Annotated in this window: 13 protein-coding genes; all 13 read right to left on the minus strand. The window is 34.4% G+C overall.

The window, feature by feature from the left end; genetic code table 11:
• Positions 1 to 29 precede the first annotated feature (29 nt).
• The 13 genes from mltG to ACTW1R_RS10830 all read right to left on the minus strand — a co-directional run bounded on the left by mltG (position 30) and on the right by ACTW1R_RS10830 (position 23,453).
• A complete protein-coding gene (gene mltG, locus ACTW1R_RS10770) occupies positions 30 to 1,373 on the minus strand; it encodes an endolytic transglycosylase MltG (RefSeq protein ID WP_123834818.1) in 1,344 nt (447 codons plus the stop codon).
• A 96-nt stretch (positions 1,374 to 1,469) separates the two neighbouring features.
• Positions 1,470 to 3,413, minus strand: coding sequence for a DUF5776 domain-containing protein (locus ACTW1R_RS10775; RefSeq protein WP_271814487.1), 1,944 nt, complete (start codon positions 3,411 to 3,413; stop codon positions 1,470 to 1,472).
• A gap of 32 nt (positions 3,414 to 3,445) precedes the next feature.
• On the minus strand, positions 3,446 to 4,591 hold the full coding sequence (locus ACTW1R_RS10780; RefSeq protein ID WP_115232545.1) for a glycosyltransferase family 4 protein: 1,146 nt from the start codon (positions 4,589 to 4,591) through the stop codon (positions 3,446 to 3,448).
• On the minus strand, positions 4,588 to 7,941 hold the full coding sequence (locus ACTW1R_RS10785) for a CDP-glycerol glycerophosphotransferase family protein (RefSeq protein ID WP_375826624.1): 3,354 nt from the start codon (positions 7,939 to 7,941) through the stop codon (positions 4,588 to 4,590). Before ACTW1R_RS10785 ends, ACTW1R_RS10780 begins: the two co-directional genes overlap by 4 nt.
• Positions 7,938 to 10,838 carry a CDP-glycerol glycerophosphotransferase family protein gene (locus ACTW1R_RS10790; protein WP_489927275.1) on the minus strand — a complete coding sequence of 967 codons (2,901 nt, stop codon included), beginning with the start codon at positions 10,836 to 10,838 and terminating at the stop codon, positions 7,938 to 7,940. Before ACTW1R_RS10790 ends, ACTW1R_RS10785 begins: the two co-directional genes overlap by 4 nt.
• 134 nt (positions 10,839 to 10,972) lie before the next feature.
• Positions 10,973 to 14,278, minus strand: a complete 3,306-nt coding sequence (locus tag ACTW1R_RS10795; RefSeq protein ID WP_271813254.1) for a CDP-glycerol glycerophosphotransferase family protein — start codon at positions 14,276 to 14,278, stop codon at positions 10,973 to 10,975.
• 3 nt (positions 14,279 to 14,281) lie between these two features.
• Positions 14,282 to 15,481: a CDP-glycerol glycerophosphotransferase family protein gene (locus ACTW1R_RS10800; protein ID WP_223597713.1), complete on the minus strand. Its 1,200-nt coding sequence runs from the start codon at positions 15,479 to 15,481 to the stop codon at positions 14,282 to 14,284.
• Complete coding sequence (locus ACTW1R_RS10805; protein WP_375826626.1) at positions 15,462 to 16,208, minus strand: WecB/TagA/CpsF family glycosyltransferase; 747 nt, start codon at positions 16,206 to 16,208, stop codon at positions 15,462 to 15,464. Before ACTW1R_RS10805 ends, ACTW1R_RS10800 begins: the two co-directional genes overlap by 20 nt.
• Positions 16,198 to 17,361, minus strand: coding sequence for a CDP-glycerol--poly(glycerophosphate) glycerophosphotransferase (locus tag ACTW1R_RS10810; RefSeq protein ID WP_016610756.1), 1,164 nt, complete (start codon positions 17,359 to 17,361; stop codon positions 16,198 to 16,200). The genes ACTW1R_RS10805 and ACTW1R_RS10810 overlap by 11 nt, the downstream gene beginning before the upstream one ends.
• A gap of 200 nt (positions 17,362 to 17,561) precedes the next feature.
• Positions 17,562 to 18,860: an asparagine--tRNA ligase gene (asnS, locus tag ACTW1R_RS10815; protein ID WP_005236932.1), complete on the minus strand. Its 1,299-nt coding sequence runs from the start codon at positions 18,858 to 18,860 to the stop codon at positions 17,562 to 17,564.
• A gap of 43 nt (positions 18,861 to 18,903) precedes the next feature.
• On the minus strand, positions 18,904 to 20,097 hold the full coding sequence (locus ACTW1R_RS10820; RefSeq protein WP_489927276.1) for a pyridoxal phosphate-dependent aminotransferase: 1,194 nt from the start codon (positions 20,095 to 20,097) through the stop codon (positions 18,904 to 18,906).
• Between the two features lie 50 nt (positions 20,098 to 20,147).
• The gene (locus tag ACTW1R_RS10825) at positions 20,148 to 20,648 is read right to left on the minus strand and encodes a cell wall elongation regulator TseB-like domain-containing protein (protein ID WP_015510034.1); all 501 of its coding nucleotides are present in this window, start codon (positions 20,646 to 20,648) and stop codon (positions 20,148 to 20,150) included.
• A 48-nt stretch (positions 20,649 to 20,696) separates the two neighbouring features.
• On the minus strand, positions 20,697 to 23,453 hold the full coding sequence (locus ACTW1R_RS10830) for a helicase C-terminal domain-containing protein (RefSeq protein WP_128489176.1): 2,757 nt from the start codon (positions 23,451 to 23,453) through the stop codon (positions 20,697 to 20,699).
• Positions 23,454 to 23,627: the final 174 nt, after the last annotated feature.

Here is a 23,627-nt window from a genome sequence, read left to right on the forward strand (position 1 = left end):
TTAAATGTAAACTATAAACCTATGAAAATTTAATTTGAGGTATTGTTTACATATTGTTCCACTAATTGCATATGCTGTTCATAGGTTTCCGCAAAGTAAACTTCTTGGGTTTGAATGTCAGCAACGAAATAATAGTAGTTGTTCGGTGTTGGATCTAAGACCGCTTGGATCGCTGCTTCACTTGGATTGTTGAATGGTCCAGGTCCGTAGCCAGTATGCACATAGAGATTATAAGGAGAGTCAACTTGAGTGTCCTCATAAGTAACTAGCTCTTTGTGCTCACCTAACGCGTATAGAATCGAAATATCCGATTGCAGCGGCATATCAATCGCTAAACGATTGAAGAATACCTGTGCGATATTTTTACGATCTTCTAGCTTACTGCCCTCTTTTTCAACAAGTGATGCCAAAGTAAGGACTTCTTGAACCGTCATTTCTTTTTGAGCGATTTGATCGAAATATTTTGACAAGACTGAATTTGATTTATCCACCATTTGGGTAACGACTTCTTCTAGGGTATTCCCTGTATAGTAGTCGTAAGTTGCTGGGAACAAGTATCCTTCTAGTCGGTAACGCACACCTTGCGCATCGCCGGCACTTGCTAAAAGCTCAGGATAGGTTTCTTTCATTTTTTCAAAGAACTCATCGCTTTCCATCAAAGCTAAGAAATCGTCTTTCGAGATATTCGTTGCTTCCGCTAGAGCATCACCGATTTGATCAACATCAAATCCTTCTGGAATCGTCACTTTTGCATCAGAGGTGACCGAGCCTTCGCCATTTTGCAGCATCTTTGAGATTTGATCCAATGTCATACTAGGAGAAAAATGATAATTTCCTGCTTGAAATCCAGTTAAATTATTGAATTTCGTATAATAGTTAAAAATCATACCACTTTTAATGATATTGTCTTCTTCCAAAATTTCTCCAATTGCTTTGTTGGACGATCCACTAGGAATCTCAACCGCCACCGTTTCTGTATCTTCTGGATTCAACGGCTGCAATCCTGATGTCACATAACGATACATTGAAAATCCTAAAACACCACCGATGACGAGCAGAGCAAGGACTACGATCAAAACGATCCGATTGACAATCCGATCTTCTTTTTTGCGTTGCTGCTTGCGCAATTGCGTTTCCCCACCTTCAGCTATGGGCACTTCTTCTTCTGCTGCCCTACGACTTGTAGCAGCTTGCTTTGCTTGTTTATTTTTGGTCTTTCCACTTGCAGTTCGCGAACCCACCTCTTCTTGAGGTTGTTGAATAGGACGCTCGTTCAAACCATCGCTTTCTTGGGTTTGATCTGATTGAGGTTGCTTTAAAGCTCCTAATACTTCGTCTTTAAAGGACTTATCCTCTGGATGTTGTTTACTCAAAACAACTCCTCCTAACTTTCGTAATACTGGCTTGTACCATTATACACGAAAGTTAGGAGGAGTGGAATAGAAAAAGATTAATAGTCCCTTCAAGAGCTACTTAGCTTTTACAATTGTTTTTTTCGCTGATAGATACCCTTGGTTTGTTCTAAGCCGTGGTGTACCATTAGCATCAAACTCGATTCCTTGAACTTTTACAACCATACCTTTTGTTGCTTTTTTCTTTCTGGCTCCATTACTAAAATTTACAGAAGAGTAAAAATAATCATTTTTCTGTAAAATGACATTTGAGATATCTTTGTAGTAATAGTTTGAGTAACTAGCTATAAGTTTAGAAACATATTTCTTATTAGCGGTCACATATCCGTTATTAACTTTTAGCCTTGGTACTCCTGATGAAGTGAAAACAACGTCATTGACCTTCAAAACTTGATTTTTCTTAATTTTAGCGCCCCTGTTTTTAAAATTTACATCTTTATTAAAATAGTCATCTTTATTAAAAATAACAAATTGGGGTTTAGACAATAAATAAGAATTGTACGAAGAAGTCACTGTTGATACTCTAGATAAATTCGCTGTAAAATATGAACCATCAGATAAGATTAATCTCGGACACCCATCTGGTGCATATGCAATCCCTTTTACTTTAATAACAGAGCCCTTTGGATATTTTGTTTTTCGAGAAGTAAAAGTTACATTTGAATACGAATAATCATCTTTTTTTGTATAGACATAGCCAGAAGATGGTAAGACATACATATAGTTCTTGTAGCTGCTTAAAATTTTCTGTACATAAGATTTATTCGCCGTTAAATACCCATCATCAGTAATTAATCTAGGTGTTTTGTTATCATATGCAATTCCTTTTATCTTAATAACTTGGTTTTTACTCACTTTTCTTAAACGATTAGCAGTCCCAAATGATAGTTTGCTATAAATGTAATCATTTTTTTTCATAATGATATAATTAGGGTTGCTTGTATAGTATTTAGATAAATCAACTGTATTATTTTCATTATTGGTAAATATTCCTAAATAATCAGAAGACATATCAAATGATGTACTAAGGTTAGGAAATGTTACTAACGAGGACCATTGCCATGCTCCATATTGAGAATACATCTGAACATTGGATAAAGAGTATGGATAAGCAGCAACCCAAATATTTTTTGCTCCTAGAATTGAAGCATCTATTAACCCTTCTGTAATCCAGTACAAGCCGCTATAATGAATAACATTTCCATATCCAAGTTCATTTAAACGTTTTTTAAATGAAAGTGAATTTTGCGTATGATTCCCTTTATCTACAATTTTTGGTTCCTCAATATCATTTACCATTAGAATATTCTTAGAAAGTCCTAATTCCTGTGCGAAAGCTGCAAAATAATTTGCTTCTGCGATAGCCTCAGATTCATTGGTGAACCAACTATAATGATACACTGAAACTTTCAAGCCCGCTTGTTGCGCATTTTCAATTTGCTTTTTTGCATAAGGATTTTTATAAGTAGTATATTCTGTTAGTTTAACCACTACACCTTTAACACCGTATTGCTTCATCATTAGATAATTATCTATAGATATTTCACCATTGTGCGACGACACATCAATAAAATCTTTCCTCGGAGTATTCAAGTCCTCCGCTTTAACGATTGGAGGATTTAAAACAGCTGCTCTTGTCGATCTTCTTACTGAATTTTCATTCGTTGTTTCATACAAGTCAGAACGTCCAGAAGGTATTGCATATTCGTTTGAAACAGAAATACCTTCTTCTGTTTCAGCAGTAATGCTCTCCTCTACTTTTTCAATATTAGAATAGGCTGTAGAGGAATTAGTGGTCTCATTTTCACTTACTAAATTCTCATTTGTACTTGGAAATGTCGATATAAGAGTTTCTTCATCTCCCGAATTCTTTCCTCTAAAACCATCTATTGATTCAGTGGACTCAGTAGAGGTGATTATTTCATCTGAAATAACACGCTCATTAATAGATACAAGTACTAAAAGAAAACAAATTATAGGTAAACAACTTTTTATTTTCATTTGATCTCCTTCTTTGTTCTATAAGACATCATTTATCTGAAAGATTTTAAAAGATTGTCCCATAAGCTCCCTATATTTTCAAATAAATATGATTTTGACTTTACTTTCGCATTTTCTCCCATCTGTTCCAAAAGATCATGGTTTTCTATAAGTTGTTCAAGTTTTTCTTGAAATTCTTTTTCATCATCCATAGGAACAACAAATCCATCAACTGAGTCTTCTATAATATTGGTCGGTCCATACGTATCATAAGATATGACAGGCAATCCGACTGACATAGCCTCGATGACAACCATTCCGAAAGATTCAAATCTAGATGGTAATACAAATATTGAAGATTTCGAGAGCTCTTCCATAATTAATGGTGTATTAGGATAGAGAAAAACATTATTATAAATTCCCTTTTCAAAAATAGTATCTAGCATCAAATTAAAATCATTTCCAGAACCATATATTCTCAGTTCCCAATCAGGATATTTTTTTGCAATAGGCTCATATAAGGATATTAATCTCTCATAACCTTTTTCAAAAACAAATCTTCCAGCTGATACGATTACTTTATTGCTGTAATCTGTTTTGAATTCTGTATTATTAATTCCGTTTGGAATTACCTTAATGTCGATCGATTGGTCTAGAAATGCTTCATAATCTTCTTGTTCTTTCGGTGTCAAAACAGTTAAACAATCCAACTCATTATAATATCTCTTTATTTTTCTTTTAATCGTATTGTGATGTGCAGAAAGCTGTGCATGCTCTTGTCCAATTTTTACGACATTCTTGTTAACATACTTAGCGTTAAAAAAATTTAGTGATGGAAATGTAGAAATAACAACATCTGATTTTAAATTTTTTAATGCTTTAATTAATAAAATATCCGTGTACAAAGATAGATTTTTATAAAGGAGTTCATTTCTATCTATGAATAAACTTGGAAGCTTATTAATGGATGCAGCCATCTTAGATTTAAAAGACTTATCTGAAAATTGCTTTCTAGTATTCAATAGCGGCACTAATTTGACTTGCTTATCAATTTCAAACTTAGGCGTATCAAAAGTTTTCTTAATGCTCATTATTGATACATCATATCCATTATTAACCAGATAATTTGCTGTGTTAACAACGGTACGTACAGTTCCGCCAATTCCATATATATTATAAACTATAAATGTGACCTTCATACATTATCCCTCTTTATTCCTTGATAAGTTCTCAAAAAATTCTCATCATCATGAAAATCAAAAAATTGATTTGCTCTTTCTCTGTAAAAAGGATTGTTTGAATAATTATTTTCCACCGTTTTAATCAATGAAGCTTTTAATTCTTCGTAGTCTTTACATCTGTCTCCAAATAAATCTTTATTAAAATTAATAAACGCCCCACGCTGATTCATATATTCTTCCACATCAAATTGGAAAAATATAATCGGTTTATTTAGATAAGCAAAATCAAATGCAACACTAGAATAATCTGTGACTAATAAGCTTGAAGATTTAATTAAATCTTGTATTGATTCTGTATGACTATCAACTATCTCTATATTCGGAAGTTCACTTTTAAAATAATCACCATATCTTCGAAGCATTTCTATGTGAGGTAGAAATTTAAGTACTATGTTATGACTAATAAGAAAATCGGATAAGTCTTTATCATTCAAAAGTTTATAGTAATATTTAAAAAAGTCACTATGTTTAAAATTATCTTCATCTTTTACAAGCCAATCTCTCCATGTTGGCATTACAAAAATCTCCTTATTCTTGTCTAAATAGCTTGAGTTGACTAAATAATCATACCTCGTAAGTCCAGTCACCATGATATTTACTGGTCTAAAATCCATATTTTTGATTAAAATATCAGCTTCCTTTTGTGAACTCACAACCATTTTTCTCATTTTACCTCTATAAGAATTTGGATTAAAATAAACTTTTTTCATTGCTATTATCCCGTGCTGCAGGTGATAAATGGATTTATCATTATTTCTATCATAATGATATAAAGAAGGAATAGCATCTCTTACTCCATGGGACACGATCAATTTTGAGGATAAATGATACTTGTAAAGATGTTTAAAACTATCATAAACCAACAAATTATCTTGATTACTAAATTCTGACAGTTGTCTAGTTACAAAATATGTTTTCTCTGGTACTGATGATTTTAATGAGCTACTAAAAAACAAATAACCATTATCTTGATGTGAAATTCCAAAATTTTCACCAACTAACCAAGTTGGATTTTTATTAAATAGGCGAGAGACAGATGCTCCTATATAAGCTAACCTATTTTTAAAAAGATAAGATTTTGTAATCGGATTAACTAAATATAAAAAATCAAGATACAGTTCTTCGCTTTTAGTATGCCATGAAATTTTATATGCACCATCTTTGTAGCCTTTATAGCAAATTTTCTTCTGGTTCATCTTTCCTTTTAATATATTAAATAAATTATTCTCATCATCCATAATAAGTAACTTAAAGTAACTATTATTCATTTTTAGTGACTCTAAAAATAATGAATCGATTTCGAAAGTTAGCCCATGCTTTCTTCTAACACCCTTTGCAATGTCAAAAATTTCGTTTCCTTTTATACCAACAAGTCTTACATCTGTTCTGAAAATATCTTTTATAACTATCGTATTTTTTCTTATGCTAAGTACTTCTGTTTTTGTTTGAGAAGATATAGTAAATATTAGTTCATTCTTCGCAAATAAAAACTGAATTTTGTACACATCAGATATATTGAATTCAGGATATCTTTTATATTTCTGAGGAGAAAATTTTTCAAATTTGTTCTCATTCATCCTTATAGAATAAATAGTGTCGTTATACGAAAGATCTACATCAATATAGAACTTAAGGTTTGAGATCTCATTAACAATATGAAGCATTTCTTTTTTATCTAAAAAAATAAGAAATTCATTCGTCTCTTTTTTAACAAAACTTTTTTCTAACAGGTGCTTTTCTTCAGTAGTTATGTTTGTTAGACTGACCGACTCATTTTTCACCTCATCTAAATTCAAACTATTAAGTAAGAATTGGTATGCCAGTACTATATGCTCCTCATTTTCATAAAGATACTTAATTCTTGCATTAAGTGAAGAACCGTAAATTGTGATACATCGTTCCTTTGATAAATAGACTTTTTGATAAACTGAAAAATCTTCAGAGAAAATATTCTTTTCTACTAAAAAAGTGGAATCTTTTATTGAATCTGTAACTTTTAATGTAAAGCTATTACCTTGAAAATCATATTCACAATATAAATCATACAGCCCCCTTAACTTATAGATTGATTGATTTAACTGTGACAGGTCAATCGAAATTTCGAATCCATTCTGAGAATAAAGTATTTCACTAGTCTTATTCTTTGTTCTTCTATGAATAAAATAAAATCTAAGATTTGAAAAATTCTTTGAATTTAGCAATGTAAGTATTAAATCATGGCTTCCATTTTTGAACAATTCTTTAATACCAAAAATAGGATATTCTTTTGCCAATCTTTGATTAATACATACCATTGAATTCCTTTCGTCAGATACCAATATAAATTGTTCCTTATAAAATACATTCACTTTTTCTGCAAAAAAATTATCATACATAATTTGATGCACATGTCCTTTTGAGTCCACGGCAAGCATTTGCCATTTTTTTGAATATGGCATCTCAGAAATAATATTATTAATTTCATTCGCAATCTGCTCTTCATCACTCATTCTTGAAGATAATGCAAAAGAAAAAGAGTTTCCGTTTTCATTTTGTATAAACAATGTAAATTCTTCTTTTAAGCTTGATAACTTTTCTAATTGCAATAACTCTTTGCCAAATTTTGAATTGACAATCGAAAGAGTTCCCTTCGAACTAATTTTCACCCAATCTTCCGATATATCTTTTGTCTCTAATTTATATTTTTTTTCTTCATTCTCTACGTTTATGCAAGTAATTGCAGATGTATTTAGTGTGACTCCATCGCAATACTCAAGTTCTAAATTAATTTCACCATAATATTTATGCGAAGTAATAGTTTCCAAATCGATTAGCAGTTTATCATTTATCACTTCAAATTTCGTTTCAAACTTGCTATTAGTTTTATTGATCACTTTCTTTATTTCAACTTTTTTCAATATTTCAGAAGAAAGTGTAATAATATGAGTATTAAGTTCTATGAAAGAAAATGTTAATTTTTTTGTGAGCACGTTCAAAATGCACTCATTATTTCGATATAATATTCGATAAAAAGGACTACTAATAATTTCACTGAAAAACTCAGCTTTTACATTGTACACCTCTATTTTATTTTGGCACTCTATAATGAATTGTAACAGCCATTCCCCTTTATCGAGTAGTGCTACCTGTTCTAAAAGTTCTTCCTTACTCACACTATTTTTATCTACATGAATTTTTTTAGTTATATTTCTTTCTAGATGAGTTAAAACAAGAGCTTTTTTATTATTTTCATCATTTTCTTTAAGAATGATACTACCAAAAGCGTCTATTACAATTGTATCCTGACTCTCTTTGAACTCTATATTCATAATTTCCTCCTCCAGAATAACAATCTTGATTTAATTCTTTGGATAATCAGATCTACAGTTGAGACTTCGATATTCTTTTCTCTCTTCAAAATCTCTCTATAGACTCGCTTAGCGTTATTCTGATCAACAAATGAAAAGTATTTTTTTTGTATATCACTAATTGTATTTTCATCCAGTCCATTTTCAATTGATAGAGAAAGGTCATTCAAAAGATCCTTTTCAGTAATACTTACAGGTCCAAATAAATCTTTATTAAGATCCATATATGCACCTTGCTCTTCTAAATATTTTTCTTGATCAAATTGATAAAATATCGTTGGAATTTTTTGATATAAGGCTTCCCAGGCGACACTTGAATAATCAGTTACTAAAATTGAGGACTGCTTTATTAATTCATTTACCGGAGCTTCCCCAAAGTAAATAATGTGTAAATTTGGATTTACATTCTTAAATAGATGGCTATATTGGTTAAATTTAGGATGTAGGTAAAAATTAGCGGTTAAATCATATTTTTTTAGAAAAGCTGCAAATTCTTGAGAATTTATCAGATTGTTATAAGTAATGAAATATTGAGATTGTAGAAAAACTTTATCTTCCACTTCCTCCAGCCAGTTTCTCCATGTGGGCATAATAAGAATTGACTTATTTTTTTTACGTTCTCCTTGATTCAAATTATCCCATCTTGGTAGTCCTGTTACCACAACTGCATCTTCCTTATACCCCAAATAATCAATGACTATATGTTTTTCGAACTCTGAACTAGTAGTGAACATTTCAGCTTTATTAAGTCCCGAAGCAGAGAATGTATCATCAATTTGCTTAAGTCCCAATACACCATGCTGTAAAAAAACAAAAGGTTTTAAATCCAATGCTTGCCTTACAAGTCCTTTAGATGTTCTCCATGAAAAACCATGACCTTTAGATTCTGATGCAACTATCAGACTGGCGAAAAGCAAATAATATAAATGTTTTCTACTCATAAATGAAAGAACTCGATCCTCCATACCGCTCAATCGCTTAAAGTCACTAGATGTATCGTCAATCACATAAAACAGTTTTTTTTCTGGATGATGATCATACATAAACTTAAAAAAATAATAAGAATTATCTTGAGCAGTTTCTCCATACTTTTCATGCGTCAACCAAAGGTTTTTCAAATCTGGACGCCACCATGTGAATAGAAATTGAAGAACGGCTAACTTTTCATTCCATTTATACTTTCTTGTCTCGAATTTACCTTGAATCCGATAATTTAGGCTTAATTCATTGCTTCTGGTGATGTATGGATATATAAGATAACGTCCATCTATTTCTGAATCATAAGGAAAAAGAAATTGGTTACTGTTTAAGCTATATCTTAATTTCCATTTTGTAACTCTGGATTCATTTTTAATTTTTCTGAAAAAAGTAATTCCCGAATTTGCTTCATATTTTAAATATAAATCTTGATAAAATTGCTCCCAATCATATTTTTGTACATCAATAAAAAAAAGCTGAATAATATTTCCATCTTTTGAGAGCCTCTCAGAGTTAGGAACTATTTGTTTTTCATTCCAATCCTCACCTTTACGAAAATGGATATGAAGACATGATGCCTTAAACTCTGTAGTTCTGGTATCTACTTCTACAATAAAGTGATTTTTTTTTACCGAGATTCTGTTCAAAAGCGGATTGATCCATGAGTATGACTCATTAAGAACTCGCTGATGCGTTCCTATAACATAAGATACCCTTCCATTTTGAGCGATGTAAAACGACTGACTCAAAAAATCAGAATGATTACAGGCATCTATATTAATGTACTTTCCAATCAATTTAATTTGTTCTTTCAAATAATAATAATCCACTCTACCAGAGGGATAAATCACAGGAAGCTGGAGATCCCCTCGAAATAATTCATCAACTTTAATAGTTGACAATTCTTCAGCAGAAAAGCAATAATAATCATTTTCCTTAAATAAAGTTACATAATAAAACTGATTTGTTTTCCTCTTTTTGATTCTAATTTGTTTTGTTGTTTCACCAACACTAACTCTTTCTACCAATTTAAATTTATATTTATTTGAGTCAAGATGAAAATTAGTTATCGATAAATTATAATTTTCAAAATACCATCTTACACTAAATGGTCTATTTTTTTCAAAAGTTATTGCTATACGTTCATTTTCTTCTAGGGAATATTTTAGATATTTTTGAAATAATGAATTCAATGGCACAAAAAACAAATGCTTTTCATACGTAAATCTTAAATACATTTCATATCTATCAGGTTCCCTTAATATATCATTAAAATTTATTATTATAGAAAATCGATTATTTTCTGCTGAACAAGGAATAAAGCTGTCCCAATTATTCATTCCACCTTGATGAAAATGAACGCCAGAAAATTCAAACTCATTTGAATTATACTCAGCTGTTAATTCAACTTTTTCTGAATAAACTAGTTCTTTGAAAGAGATTATGTTTGCTGAGATAATCTTTTGAGCTACATAGTTAAGCACATTTTGCTTAGAATCAATATATATCAAGAAATCAGTTTTATCTTTTTGGAGGACCCACCAGAAAGATTCATTTATTTGTTCGGGCTGTGTAAACTTGCCAGATAACTTTATATATTTTGTTAATATTGATGGGAATTTAGATTCATTATTGTTGCTGCTAACAATATATAATGGTTTTCCCACTAGATTTTCAAAATCATTTTGATTAACAGAAATAAATGAACTTTGACCGTCTGTAATTATTGGAAATTGGAAACATTCTTCATGAATATCTTTGAGACATAAAATATCCCCCATATTCAATTCTGAATAGTTACCAAAATTTAAATAAATTCTTTCTAACTTGTTTTCTTCTGAACTAAATTCAGACATAAGTGTGTTTTTTTCAGAAGCCATTTCATTTCCTCACTTTATTAAGCGTAGATTTTTTCACATATATGATTGTTTTTTTGAAAAAGAGCAATGGTTATTGCTCTTTTATATAGAATCGTCTCCATGTATATATAAATTATCCTATTTTATATTTCAAATTATTCTAATTCTAAATATAGATTTCTTATTGCTCTTTCATTGTAAGCATAGGGATCAAAAGAAACTTCTTTTTTATTTGTCTCTAAGCATTTTTGAATCGCTTCTGCTATTTCCATAGGTGTAAAACCTTTGATATACTGAGAAGATTGCCCTTTTAAAACAGAGATATTGGCAGGTATTTCAGATGCCAAGACTGGCAATTTTAACGTTAGTGCTTCAAGTAGTACCATCGGTTGTCCTTCATAAATAGAAGGAAAAACAAAGAAATCACATTGCTTCATTATATCAAACGGATTGTCCTGATGCCCCAATAAAAACACATTGTGTTTTAGGTCTAACTCTTGGATCAATTGTTGCATTTCCAATTTTAATGGACCTTCCCCCAGAATATACAAACACAATTTTGGGTACTTATTAATCAACATACCTATTGCTTTAATCAAATTCAGTTGGTTCTTCTCTGGTGAAAGTCTTCCCATATTAACTAGATTAATACATTCATTTTTTATTTCAGGTAACCTTAAATTTTGTATTAAATCTTTCTTTATTTCAAAATCTATAGGAGGCTTCTGCTTAGTTTCCGTCGTTATCTCAACAACATTATCAGCTTTGAACCACAATAATTTCCCATCCATCACATTACTACAATAATATTCTACGTTATTCATAGCACCTTTTTTAATGAATAATAATTTATCGTTTTTTTTAAAATCTACGAAAACAGGCTCACTTCCTAAAATTTGTTCAGGTTCAGACCAAGCCACAGAAATATCTTTTTTAAATTTTCCTAGGATAGAAATAGATTCAAAGTTGTCCAAAACAAGTGATTTGCGTTCAGATATTTTATTTAAAAAATATTTTTTTAGCAGCCCAAAATGAAAAATACGATGAAAGTTTGATAAATAATCAGTTTTAACCCATCCAATAGCGCCTAAACGATTTTCGATATAGTAATAATCATAATCATTGATTTTTTTAGTTTTGCTTAGATATACATAAGTATTATTTAAATACCTGAGTGGAGATCTAGCTTTTTCGAAATCATCTAATGAATGGTAGATTAAATCATCATTAATACAATTGACAGTGGCAATTAACGAGCATCTTTCTACCAATTCATTCGATGACGTCTCTACTTCATTAACAACAAAGATATACTTTTTTTGCATCCAACCTCTATATATTCCATTTATTGTTACTTTTACATATTCATGGTTGTCATAAAAAGCGGATGCTATTACATAAAGATTATCATCCTCCGTAATATTCATACTAGAGAAAGTCTTTTTAACTACAGCAGACAAATTTTTAGCTAGCTTATAATTGCCTGACTTAATAATTTTGCCACTAAATCTATAATCATATATTTTTATATCCTCTCCATCAGAAAAATTAAACGAAGGGGATTTATTTGTTAATATCTTTTCAATATCAATTGTATTAGTTGTATATCCAATTTGATCATCTTGAATATACTTACTCAAATTCACTTTATTTACTTCCATTGTTTCTTTTGAAACACTTAAAATACGATCAAACAAGTAATAAATCGAAAAAACTGCTGGTAGATTTTTTTTGTGCGGTGCTTTTCCATTAATGATTTTTTTTGAATCGCTCAATAAATCATTATGCTGAAATATTATTTTTTTTCTACATTTCATGAATGCTATTAATTTTGACCAAAAAAAACTATAGCCACTAAAATCAATAGCCACATCAAAATATACATTACCTACAGCTCTCGCAGCTTCTCTTTCATATGCTTTGCTTGGTAAAATTGTTCTTAAAAATTTTTTCACTGTAAACACTTGAAAAAAAACATCTCTTAGTAATTCACCTCTTGTATATAGAGGTTTCCCAGGTCTAAAAAGCATACGTACATTATGATTGATTTTCTTCAAGTTTTTTACTTCTTCATCTGAAATTGGTTTATTAAGAATAATCGAAACATCATATTGCTGATGATCTATTGTATTAGACAAATTGATAAAACTAGTGGTTATCCCATTATTTCTCATTCCTCCAGGATATATAACTATTTTCTTCAATTGTGTTCTAAGAGATATCTCTTTAATTTTGGTAGAAGCTACATTGTGAAATATCCTCTCAATATAACGTTGTGTTACCTGTCCATCTTGGTAATAATTGATACTTTTTTTCATAGCAACATAACGTTCATAAGATTCAGTAATAAAAGTTTCTTTATTTTCTATTAAATCTATAAGATCTTCTATCGTTTCAGCTACAGGACCTGGAAGATCTCTTTCTTTAATATACATCCCTCGATTTACTTCATATAAATCTCTATCCCATACATAAAAAATAACTGGCTTATCTGTAACTAAATAGTCAAAAAATATACTAGAATAATCCGTAATTAGTAAATCTACCACCGATAAGACTTCATTTGGATCAAAATAATCAGGAACTAATATTGTTCTAATTTGATCATTTTTGCTTAGTGATTTATAAACGTACGGATGTACTTTGACCAAAACATTGTATCGTCCTTGGAAATATTGTTTTAAAAATATTGTTTCATTGATAATTTGCTGCTTATCATTTGAAGGGTTTAGAATAGAAGCTCCCTTCCATGTAGGTGTATATAAAATTGTAGGTAATTGGTCATTGTAATCCAGACCTAATAAGTCAAACTCTTTTTGAGTGTTCAGCCGTTCCGTTTTATTCGTCCTATCGATCCTTGGATATCCGCCTTCTAAAATCGTTCCAGGAAACAATCCATCTAAACGATAGCTTTTTGAGAAAATCTCTGTTGTATGTGAGTTAGGTGACAAGATGTAATCAGCCATTAAAAAATTTCGTACAACATTTTGAGAATGGGCTGGATTACCAGGAATGTCAAATCCCATATATTTCAAAGGCGTTCCGTGCCAAGTATTTATGTATGTTTGACCTTCTCTCTTTAAGAAAAATGACTGGAAAGTAGCATTGTTAATTAAATACTCTGCTGTTGCCAGCCAAAGCAAATATCTTTTTGAGTTTCTTTCTACAAATTCAACATTGTCGAACTCTGCCTTAATACGTTTTACTGTGGGATAATTTAAGTCGTTGATAACCCAGATATGATGAAAATGAGCATATTCGGGATCTTTTACTAAATGCATAAACATTGCATAGGGAGAATCTACGATCGATTGCCCATCTCGAACTTCATAAAGGATCGTGTTCTTTTGTATTTTCTTTTTACTCGCTTTTATATAGTATGATGCTATTTTGCCATTTTCTGAAACAAAACTAGTCACTACTTTACTTAGTATCGTTTTCACATTACTTAAAGCACTCATGTGTTATCCCCTTATATTGCATTCTTTGATCAGTTCAGCTACCTTATTAGCAGCATCACCATTTTCCCAAGAACAAAATTTATTATAGAATTCTAGATATTTCGTATCCGAACATTCTGAATCAATAGTTTGACGACAAAATTTTTCTATAACCTGGTAGAATGACTGTTCATCTAAACAGATAGATCCTGGTACTTCACTATAATCGAAGTAAAATCCTCGGATCCCATTTTCATAATGATTTAAATCATATGGATAGAAAATCAACGGTTTTTTTAATATCAAATAATCGAACATTACAGAAGAATAATCCGTTATGAGACAGTCACTAATTAAATATAACTCATTAATATCCTCATCCGAACATATTTTGATTTGGTCTTCATAGCCATCTATTACAATAGATTCTTTGACTAAATAGTGCGGTCGAATTATCAATGTATCGTCTTTATTCATTCTAGAAGTAAGTTGACTCAATTCAAATGGCATAAAGAACTTGTAGTTTCCTTTTGAAATAAAATAATCGTCTCGCCAGGTCGGTGCATATAATAGAACATGCCCTTTTCTATCTCCAATAATTTTTTTCTTAAGCTGACTAATTGTAGTATCATCATCTTTGAAACGTACTAAAACATCATTTCTTGGATAACCAATATCTAAGAAAGTATTTTCAAAACCAAACGCCGTCTTGAAGATATTTTTTGAATACTCATTTGGGGCAATCAAGTAATCCCACCGATTACTTTCTTTGTAGAAGCCAGCTTTGTATTTTTGCGTATCAGTATTTGGCATAACCACGTTATCAATATCTGCTCCTAATTTTTTTAGGGGCGTACCATGCCACGTTTGCAAATAAATTGTCTGCTTATTTTTTTTAAGCCATTCAGATAAACGGGAGTTAAAGATCCAAAAACCAGCCCTTGGCATTAACAAAAGCCATTTAAAGGAAAAACGTGAGATAAAAAATATTTCAGGATATTTTTCTTTCGCTTCTGACAAACTTTCTTTTTTTATACTCCAGTAGAAAGTCCAATCTGCAAAATCAGTCGATTGTATCATCTCTTGATAGATCGCTAAAGGATTATCAGAAGGAATTTTCCCGTTAAAACTTTCGAATATAACCATTTGTTTTTTTACTGGAAAAATAGATGCTATAAAATTAAATAGTATTCGATAAAAAAAACTAATTATTCTTTTGATCACTTCTATTCACCAGCTTCCAATAGATACTTTTAACTAAAAAAACAGGCAATTGCGCAATTCTTCCTAATCTGGTCGGATTACTTAACGAGCGATACAACCATTCTAAGTGAAGGTTTATAAAAAAATTAGGGGCTCTTTTTACATGACCACTCAAAACATCAAAGCTCCCACCAACATCTTGAAAAACAGAAGCGTGTATCGCATTCATATTTTGGGCAAGCCACCGTTCTTGTCTGGGAAATCCTAACGCAACAAATACAAAATCTGGCTTTACAGCGTTTATTTTATTTACAATTGACTCATTATCAAGAGTCGTATAACCGTCTATAGCACCCGCAATCCCTAGGTAGGGGTACTGATCATTAATATTTTTTATCGCATCAGACAGCACTTCAGGTTTAGCGCCATAAAAAAAAGCACTCATCTTATTTTCATTTGCGTAACCTAGCAATCTTACCATTAAATCATAACCAGTAACTCTTTCTTTTATCTTTCCTCCAGTTAATCTTGAAACAAGAACCACTCCGACTCCATCAGGTATCCGATGGGTACTCTGATTGATAAACGTTACGATATCTGGATGTTTTCTGCTTTCAGTAATAATCTGCGGGTTTACACTAATGATAGTCATTTTTTTATCACTATCGATATAGTGAGGTAAATCGTCCATCACTTCTCCATAGGTGATCGGATCAACTAAAACGCCCATTATATTTTCAGATTTCATATTGCTTATCAATCCATTCTAAAAAAGAGTCAATGGCGCGCCCGGAAACATACGTATTCCAAGTTTGGTTAAAATCTGACAAATCCTCATTTCCCATCGTCTCTATACTGGAAAAAAGTTCCTCGGAGGATTTCACAATGGAAGAACCTATATCTTTCTTAAACTCTTCTTGAATTCCGACAATTTCATCGTACAGTTCAAAATCATAACAGAAATAAATGATCTTCCCACGAGGGTTTACTAAAGAATATTCAAAAGGTACTGAAGAATAATCTGTAATCAAACAGTCCGCCATTGCTATTAAATTTTTTAAATCGTAGTCCTTATCATCTTTAATAAAATATTCTGGGTATTGGTTTGCTAATTCTATCATCTTTTTATCATGTGGATGTGGATGAATGAATAATGCCCAATCTTCATTCAATTGATTTGATATAGAATCAAAATCTAAGGGATTATTATCATCGGTATTCTCTCTGTAGGTAGGTAAGTAAAGAGCGATTTTCTTGTTCATATCCTCTAGCAAAGCGTTTTTTTGATAAGTTATTGTTTCATCATCTAATTGATAGTAATAATCAGTTAATGGATAGCCGAACTTTAGAAAGATCGGATCAATATTATAACTATCCTTGAAAATCGTTGCCATTGTGGGTGAACTTACTACAAAATGAGTAAATTTATTATAAACTTTCTGATAGCGCCGACGATCCGCAGGAGCAGCATTTTTTGCATACTGTGCTTGAAGACCAAACTTTTTAATTGCTCCATTGGCATGCCAAATTTGAACAACATTCGTTTGTTTATCTAATATCATACCACCCAAAAAAGCAAAGTAATTATCACAAATGATCAATTTTGACTTCTTTAGTATCGGTATGATTTTTAAACAAAGGATTGCAAAGGAATCCACAAGATAGCTCTTAAATCCTTGTTTCTCAAATACTGAAACCATTTGTCGCGCATTCCTGGTGTAACAAATTATCAGTCGATCACCATAGGCTTCAGCCAGAGCTTCCAAAACGTAATTGCTTGTTGAAGGAAAACTGACAAGAAAAATGATTTTATCATTTTTACGCCTTTTCCCTAAGGAACAAAGACGAACTAAAAATAAATATACTTCTTTTGATAATGAAACAAAAAATTTTTTTTTCATAATTACCCTCTATTTTCACATTAGTTCTTATTTTACATGATTATTAGTGAAAAGAAAATAATTGTAACAAAACCGTTATATTACTCTAACTGTTTTTGAGCTTTTCTTTCATTAGCATCAGTCAATTAGCAGTAATCTTATTCATCACATTTAAGAAATCAAAAAAGTCAGCTTCAAATCAAGCTGACTTTTTTGATTTTTTACGGATAAATCCGATTCAACAACCGTGGAAACGGAATGGATTCTCTTACGTGCTCGATTCCTGATAACCAGGTAACGGTCCGTTCTAATCCAAGGCCAAAGCCGGTGTGAGGAACTGAGCCGTACTTGCGTAGATCTAAATACCATGAATATTCATTTTCGTCCAAGCCGTGGGCGCGGATTTGTTCTAGCAGGTATTCATGATCGATGGCACGTTCAGAACCGCCTATGATCTCGCCATAGCCTTCTGGTGCGATCATATCGGCACAGATCACGACATCTTCTCTCGTTGGATGTGGCTTCATATAGAAAGGTTTGATGGCTTTTGGATAGTTTAAGATAAAGACGGGCTGATCGAATGAATTGGCAATAAAGGTCTCATGTGGTGAGCCAAAGTCATCGCCCCATTGAATATCATCGAAGCCGTTCTTTTGTAATAATTCCACTGCATCATCGTAAGAGATTCGTGGGAATGGTAATTTGGTGTATTTTTTCAAGACTTCACGGTCACGGCCTAAGACGTCTAATGCATAGTCACAGTTATCGAGCACATTTTGCACTAAGAATGCCACGTACTGCTCTTGGACTTCCAAGCTTTCTTCTTGGTGCATAAAGGCCATTTCTGGTTCAATCATCCAAAATTCAATCAAGTGACGACGTGTCTTTGATTTTTCGGCACGGAAGGTTGGTCCAAAAGAAAAGACTTTGCCAAACGCCATAGCGGCAGCTTCCATGTACAATTGACCAGACTGAGACAAATATGCTTTTTGATCGAAATAGTTGGTTTCGAATAAATCAGTCGTTCCTTCTGGTGCTGATCCGGTTAGGATCGGTGGATCGATTTTGATGAAGCCATTTTTATTGAAGAATTCATACGTTGCCCGAATGATTTCGTTTCGGATTTGCATGATGGCGTGTTGTTTTGAGGAACGCAACCATAAATGACGATGGTCCATCAAGAAATCTGTTCCGTGTTCTTTTGGTGTGATTGGGTAATCATGGCTTTCCCCAACAACTTCTAAACCAGAGATACCAATTTCATAGCCGAATTTTGAGCGGCTGTCTTCTCTGATTTCCCCAGTGACCAGTACGGCAGTTTCCTGATTTAGATTTTTCGCTAATTGGAAAACTTCTTCCCCTACTTCACTTTTTACAACGATTCCTTGAAAATACGCTGTTCCGTCACGAAGTTGTAAAAAGGCGATCTTGCCGCTAGAACGTTTGTTAGCAACCCATGCTCCGATTTGAACGGTTTCGCCAACGTGTTTTTTTGCATCTAAAATTTGAATAGATTCCACTTGATTCTCTCCTATCTAATTAATAAAGGCACCATAGAGCATTTTAAGCTTTTTGGCGTTTCTTTTCAACAAAATCATGGATTCGTTTGGTAGCTTCCGCTAACGTGTCCCAATCAGTTGCATAGCTGATGCGTAAATAATCTGGTGTACCAAAACCAGCACCAGTCACTACTGCCACGTGGGCTTCCATCAGCAAGGCCTCCACGAAGGCATCAATGGTTTGATAGCCGCACATCGTCATGGCTTCTTTGACATTTGGGAACAAGTAAAACGCGCCTTGGGGTTTCGTCACCTGAAAACCAGGAATAGCGGCAATTAGCGGATATAGTTTGTTCAAGCGCTCTTCGAAGGCCTGACGCATCACTTCGATCGATTCTTGATTCCCAGTCAGTGCCTCAACTGCTGCGTATTGGCTAGCAGCCGGCGGGTTGCTAGTAGCTTGGGAAGCGATATCGATCATCGCTTTGATGATTTTTGCATCGCCGACAGCAAATCCGATCCGCCACCCAGTCATAGAATAGGTTTTAGAAACGCCATTGATCACGATGGTTTGTTTGCGGATCTCTTCTGATAAGCTTGCGATCGATGTAAAGGTATTGCCGTTATAAACCAAACGACCATAGATATCATCGGCAATGATCCAAATATTATTTTCCACTGCCCAGTTGCCGATTGCCGTTAACGCTTCTTTTGAGTAAATCGCCCCTGTAGGGTTGGCAGGCGAGTTTAAAATGATGGCTTTCGTTTTCTCTGTACGAGCAGCTTCTAATTGAGCCACAGAAACTTTAAAATCGGCTTCTTGCTTGGCTTCAACAAACACAGGTGTCCCTTGCGCTAAACGGACTTGTTCCGCATAGCTGACCCAATAAGGCACTGGAATGAGTACTTCATCCTCTTCATCAAGGAGCGCTTGAAACAGCGTATAAAGGGCAAACTTCGCGCCATCTGTCACGATCACTTGGTTTGAATCATAGTCAGCACCATAAAACTCTTTCATATAAGCAAGAATCGTCTGTTTTAACTCAGGAATCCCCGCAGTTGCTGTGTAAAAACTAGCCTTGCCGCTCTCAATCGCTGCGATCGCTGCTTGGCGAATGTTTTTCGGGGTAATAAAGTCGGGTTCACCGACAGTTAGACTTAATACGTCTACACCTTGGTCCGCTAACGCTTTTGCCTTAGCAGATGCCGCTAACGTTGCGGAGGGTTCCAATTTTTCTGCTCTTTTTGAAAGTACCATGTTTATCATCCTTTCTACGATCCAAAATTCATTCTATCATAAGCGTCTTCCTATAGTTCAGTGATCGCTTTGATTTCTTCGCCATCTTTGAAACCAATCAAATAATAGTTCAAACGACCCTCGCCATCTTTCGTCATGACTTCCCAAGTTGGCTCGCCTTCAAAAATACCCAATGCGGCCTTTTGGATTTCCTGACCTTGATGATTGTCGCGAACAAATGCCTTAGCTTGTGCTTCCGTCAGCCCATCCGCTTGATTAAAAACAGAAACCTTCTCACCGCTTTTTGGGATGATCACAACGATCTCATTGTTATTCGTATCCTTTCCAACAATGCTAAAGGAGGTTTCCTCACGGGTAAACCAATAAAATTGTTCGACCTCTGCTAAATCGGTGTATCTTTCTGCTATTTCGATTGCTTCGTTTCTTGCTTGTCGCATTGGACGAGAAGAACGGAGATAGAAAATAGAAGCGAAGAGAATAACGACCAGTAAGACTGTGATCGCACTCAGCAAAATAACCACACGCCGATGTTCTTTGTCTTTTGTTTTCACACTTCGTACTCCAATCTTAAATAAAATCCATTATATCAGATGTTCAACTCATTTTTCAAAATCGGCTGCTGCTTTTTCCTCTTGCGCAAAAAAATGTTGGATGTCTTCGGCGATCTCGGTTGGACTTGCTTCAATCAGAGGTAAGTTTTTGGGTAAGCCTTTGACCATTCGTTTGCCATACTTTGTCGATAGCAAGCGTCGATCAAGGACGACCATCACGCCGGTATCCTCCTCGGAACGGATCAAGCGCCCCAATGCTTGGCGCAGCCGTAAAATCGCTTTAGGTAAGGCATCTTCTTTAAAAGAATCAATGCCTTCTGCTTCCAAAAAGGCGTGCCGTGCTTGGACCATGGGTTGTTTAGGGTTCTCAAAAGGTAATCGGGTCACCACAGCGATCTTCAGTGCCTGTCCTGGTAAATCGACCCCTTCCCAAAAACTGCTAGTCCCTAATAAGATACCATTTTCCGCTAATAAAAATTTCTTTAAGATTTTCTCACGGGTTCCGCCAGTCCCTTGAGCAACGATTTCTCTGCCATAATGCAGGGCTTTTTTATTCAATCGATCATAGACATTTTTCAAAGTTTCGTGCGCCGTAAACAACACAAGCGCTGGTTGCGGATTGTCAAACAAAATCGGGACTAACGCTTCGACTAAATAATCCGCGTATTCGGCAGCTGATGCTTGTTGGATCGAGAGACCTTTTTTGATTACATACAGTCGCGTTTGCTTGCTGTAATCATAAAAGGCAGGAATCGTTTTGACTGGCACATCCGTCAAGCCGATCTGATGGGCAAAATATTCTTTGTTGCCTGGGATCTTCAATGTCCCCCCTAGATAAATGATGTGCTGATAGCGTTGGTACCATGTGCTCTCCACGATCGAATGTCCTTCTAGATCAGCTAACTCAATCACAGCATTTCCTGACTGGGGATGCTTTTTCAGCCAATGAACGTAACGAGGATGCCACCAAGTCAACCACGCGGTCACTGTTTGTTCCTGTGCGTCCATTTGACTAAAGAAATCAAATAAACGGGCAATCACGATCCGTTGTCTTGCATACCACCGATCATTGGTCAACTCGAATCGCTGACGCAGCTGCTGTTGAATCTCATTGATTTCCTGATAATAGAGGCTCAATTTTTGATGTAGCTTGTCCTGCTCTAATGACCCATCATAGAGGTCATGATGCTGAACGACTTGTAATTCTGGGGCATCGATCGATAAGGTGCGAAAATACTGTTCTTGTGTTTCGACCAAAACCGACAATGCATTTCGATACAACGAGAACATCCGTTGCAAAAAATCGTCCTCGGTAATGATCTGGGCAATTTCTTCAAATAGTCCTTCTTCATTCAGCTGTAAAAACTGCCGCTTGAAATGAGCAGAGTCAAAGACATGTTGACTAAAGCCTTCTGCTTGCTGCGGCAACTGTTGGGCTTCATCGATCAACAAATAATCACTCGTTGGCAACAGTGGCTGCGCCCGTCGGTTTTCCTGCATTAAAAAGGCATGATTGACGATCAAAACATTGCTTTGCGCCATCCGCCGATATAAATGTCGGACAAAATCTTGTTCATAGAAGGGTTGATCTTTGGCTAAAAAGTCGACCCCGCGATGGCGAATGTCGGTAAATAAAGGATGATCAAGACGAACTAAATTCAATTCATCAAAGTCACCTGTTTCTGTTTTGGTCAGCCAGACTAAGATCCCCATCTGATATTGGGCGTATTGCTTTTGTTCTACCGGTTGATCCAGCGTCGCTTTAAAGCGCTGCAAATCAATGTAATGACGATGGCTTTTGACCAAGACCGCTTGCAAAGGCTGCTGCAGTACTTGGTTCACCAATGGAATATCTTTGCTAATGATCTGATTTTGTAAAAGAATCGATGAGGTGCTAACGATCAATGGATTTTCTGGCGTCGCTAAATAAGCGGCTGGAAACAAGTAACCGATGGTTTTTCCCATCCCCGTTTCTGCTTCAATAATCAAATTTTTCTCTGGTTGGGTGTAATGCGTATACACCGCATTCATCAAACGTGCTTGTTGTTTCCGATAGATCAAGTGCTCGCCAAAGCGCTGTTCTTTTTCCGTTTTTACTTTCGGATACGTTTCTTGAAAATGCGTGGCTTCAAAAAGCGGAACAGTTTTTTTTCGCAGGACGACGCCGTCGATCACTTCGAAATCTTCCGCCAATTCTGGTCCTTTTTCTTTCAAAATTCCGTGAATATACTCACTCGTTTGCATCCCCATCTGACCGCTTAAAAGCGCAATCTGTTTAAGAGTCGTCCGTGGTAGCTGTCGCATGATTGCTTCAATGTATAAAAATAATGCTGCGGTCACTTCTGCATCACTATCGGCTTGATGCGGGTTGTCATGACGAAAGCCGATGCTGTCTGCCAGATCACCTAAGCGAAAGCTGCTTTCTGTCGGCAAAAACACTTGCGCCAATTCCACCGTATCGATCCCTGGAATCGATAAAGGCGGCAGACCGCAACGAACAAATTCATTGCTTAAAAAATGATAGTCAAAATAAATGTTATGCGCCACAAAAATCGTATTGCTGAGTAAGTTGTAGATCGTGTCAGCTATGTCTTCGAAATAAGGCGCTTTGCTTACTTGCTGGTTTGTGATGTGTGTCAATCGTTGAATTTGCTTAGAAATTCTGCGGTCAGGGTTGATATCTGCGGCAAAACGATTAATGATCTTGCCATCTTGGACTAAGACGCAGCCAAATTGAATAATTCGATCAATCGTCGAATCGGTTCCTGTTGTTTCAAGATCCACCACAGCGTATATGGGTTTCATTGTATTCCTCCTTGCACACTGTCTGCATTATACTACAAAATCAATGGCGATTACATCTGTTTTCCCATCGGATACGAGGGTTCGCAGGAAGAAGAACCTTACTATCTAGTATCCGTATTTATCAGCCAAAGGAATTTGTCACTCGTCGCTGATCGCTTTTTTCGACAAAAAAAG

It is taken from the genome of Enterococcus sp. R12 (assembly GCF_058135755.1).

Excerpts from the sequence above, each read along its gene's own strand:
- ACTW1R_RS10775 (WP_271814487.1), bottom strand. The coding sequence starts at position 3,413 with ATGAAAATAAAAAGTTGTTTACCTATAATTTGTTTTCTTTTAGTACTT.
- ACTW1R_RS10780 (WP_115232545.1), bottom strand. The coding sequence starts at position 4,591 with ATGAAGGTCACATTTATAGTTTATAATATATATGGAATTGGCGGAACT.
- ACTW1R_RS10785 (WP_375826624.1), bottom strand. The coding sequence starts at position 7,941 with ATGAATATAGAGTTCAAAGAGAGTCAGGATACAATTGTAATAGACGCT.
- ACTW1R_RS10790 (WP_489927275.1), bottom strand. The coding sequence starts at position 10,838 with ATGGCTTCTGAAAAAAACACACTTATGTCTGAATTTAGTTCAGAAGAA.
- ACTW1R_RS10795 (WP_271813254.1), bottom strand. The coding sequence starts at position 14,278 with ATGAGTGCTTTAAGTAATGTGAAAACGATACTAAGTAAAGTAGTGACT.
- ACTW1R_RS10805 (WP_375826626.1), bottom strand. The coding sequence starts at position 16,208 with ATGAAATCTGAAAATATAATGGGCGTTTTAGTTGATCCGATCACCTAT.
- ACTW1R_RS10810 (WP_016610756.1), bottom strand. The coding sequence starts at position 17,361 with ATGAAAAAAAAATTTTTTGTTTCATTATCAAAAGAAGTATATTTATTT.
- ACTW1R_RS10820 (WP_489927276.1), bottom strand. The coding sequence starts at position 20,097 with ATGGTACTTTCAAAAAGAGCAGAAAAATTGGAACCCTCCGCAACGTTA.
- ACTW1R_RS10830 (WP_128489176.1), bottom strand. The coding sequence starts at position 23,453 with ATGAAACCCATATACGCTGTGGTGGATCTTGAAACAACAGGAACCGAT.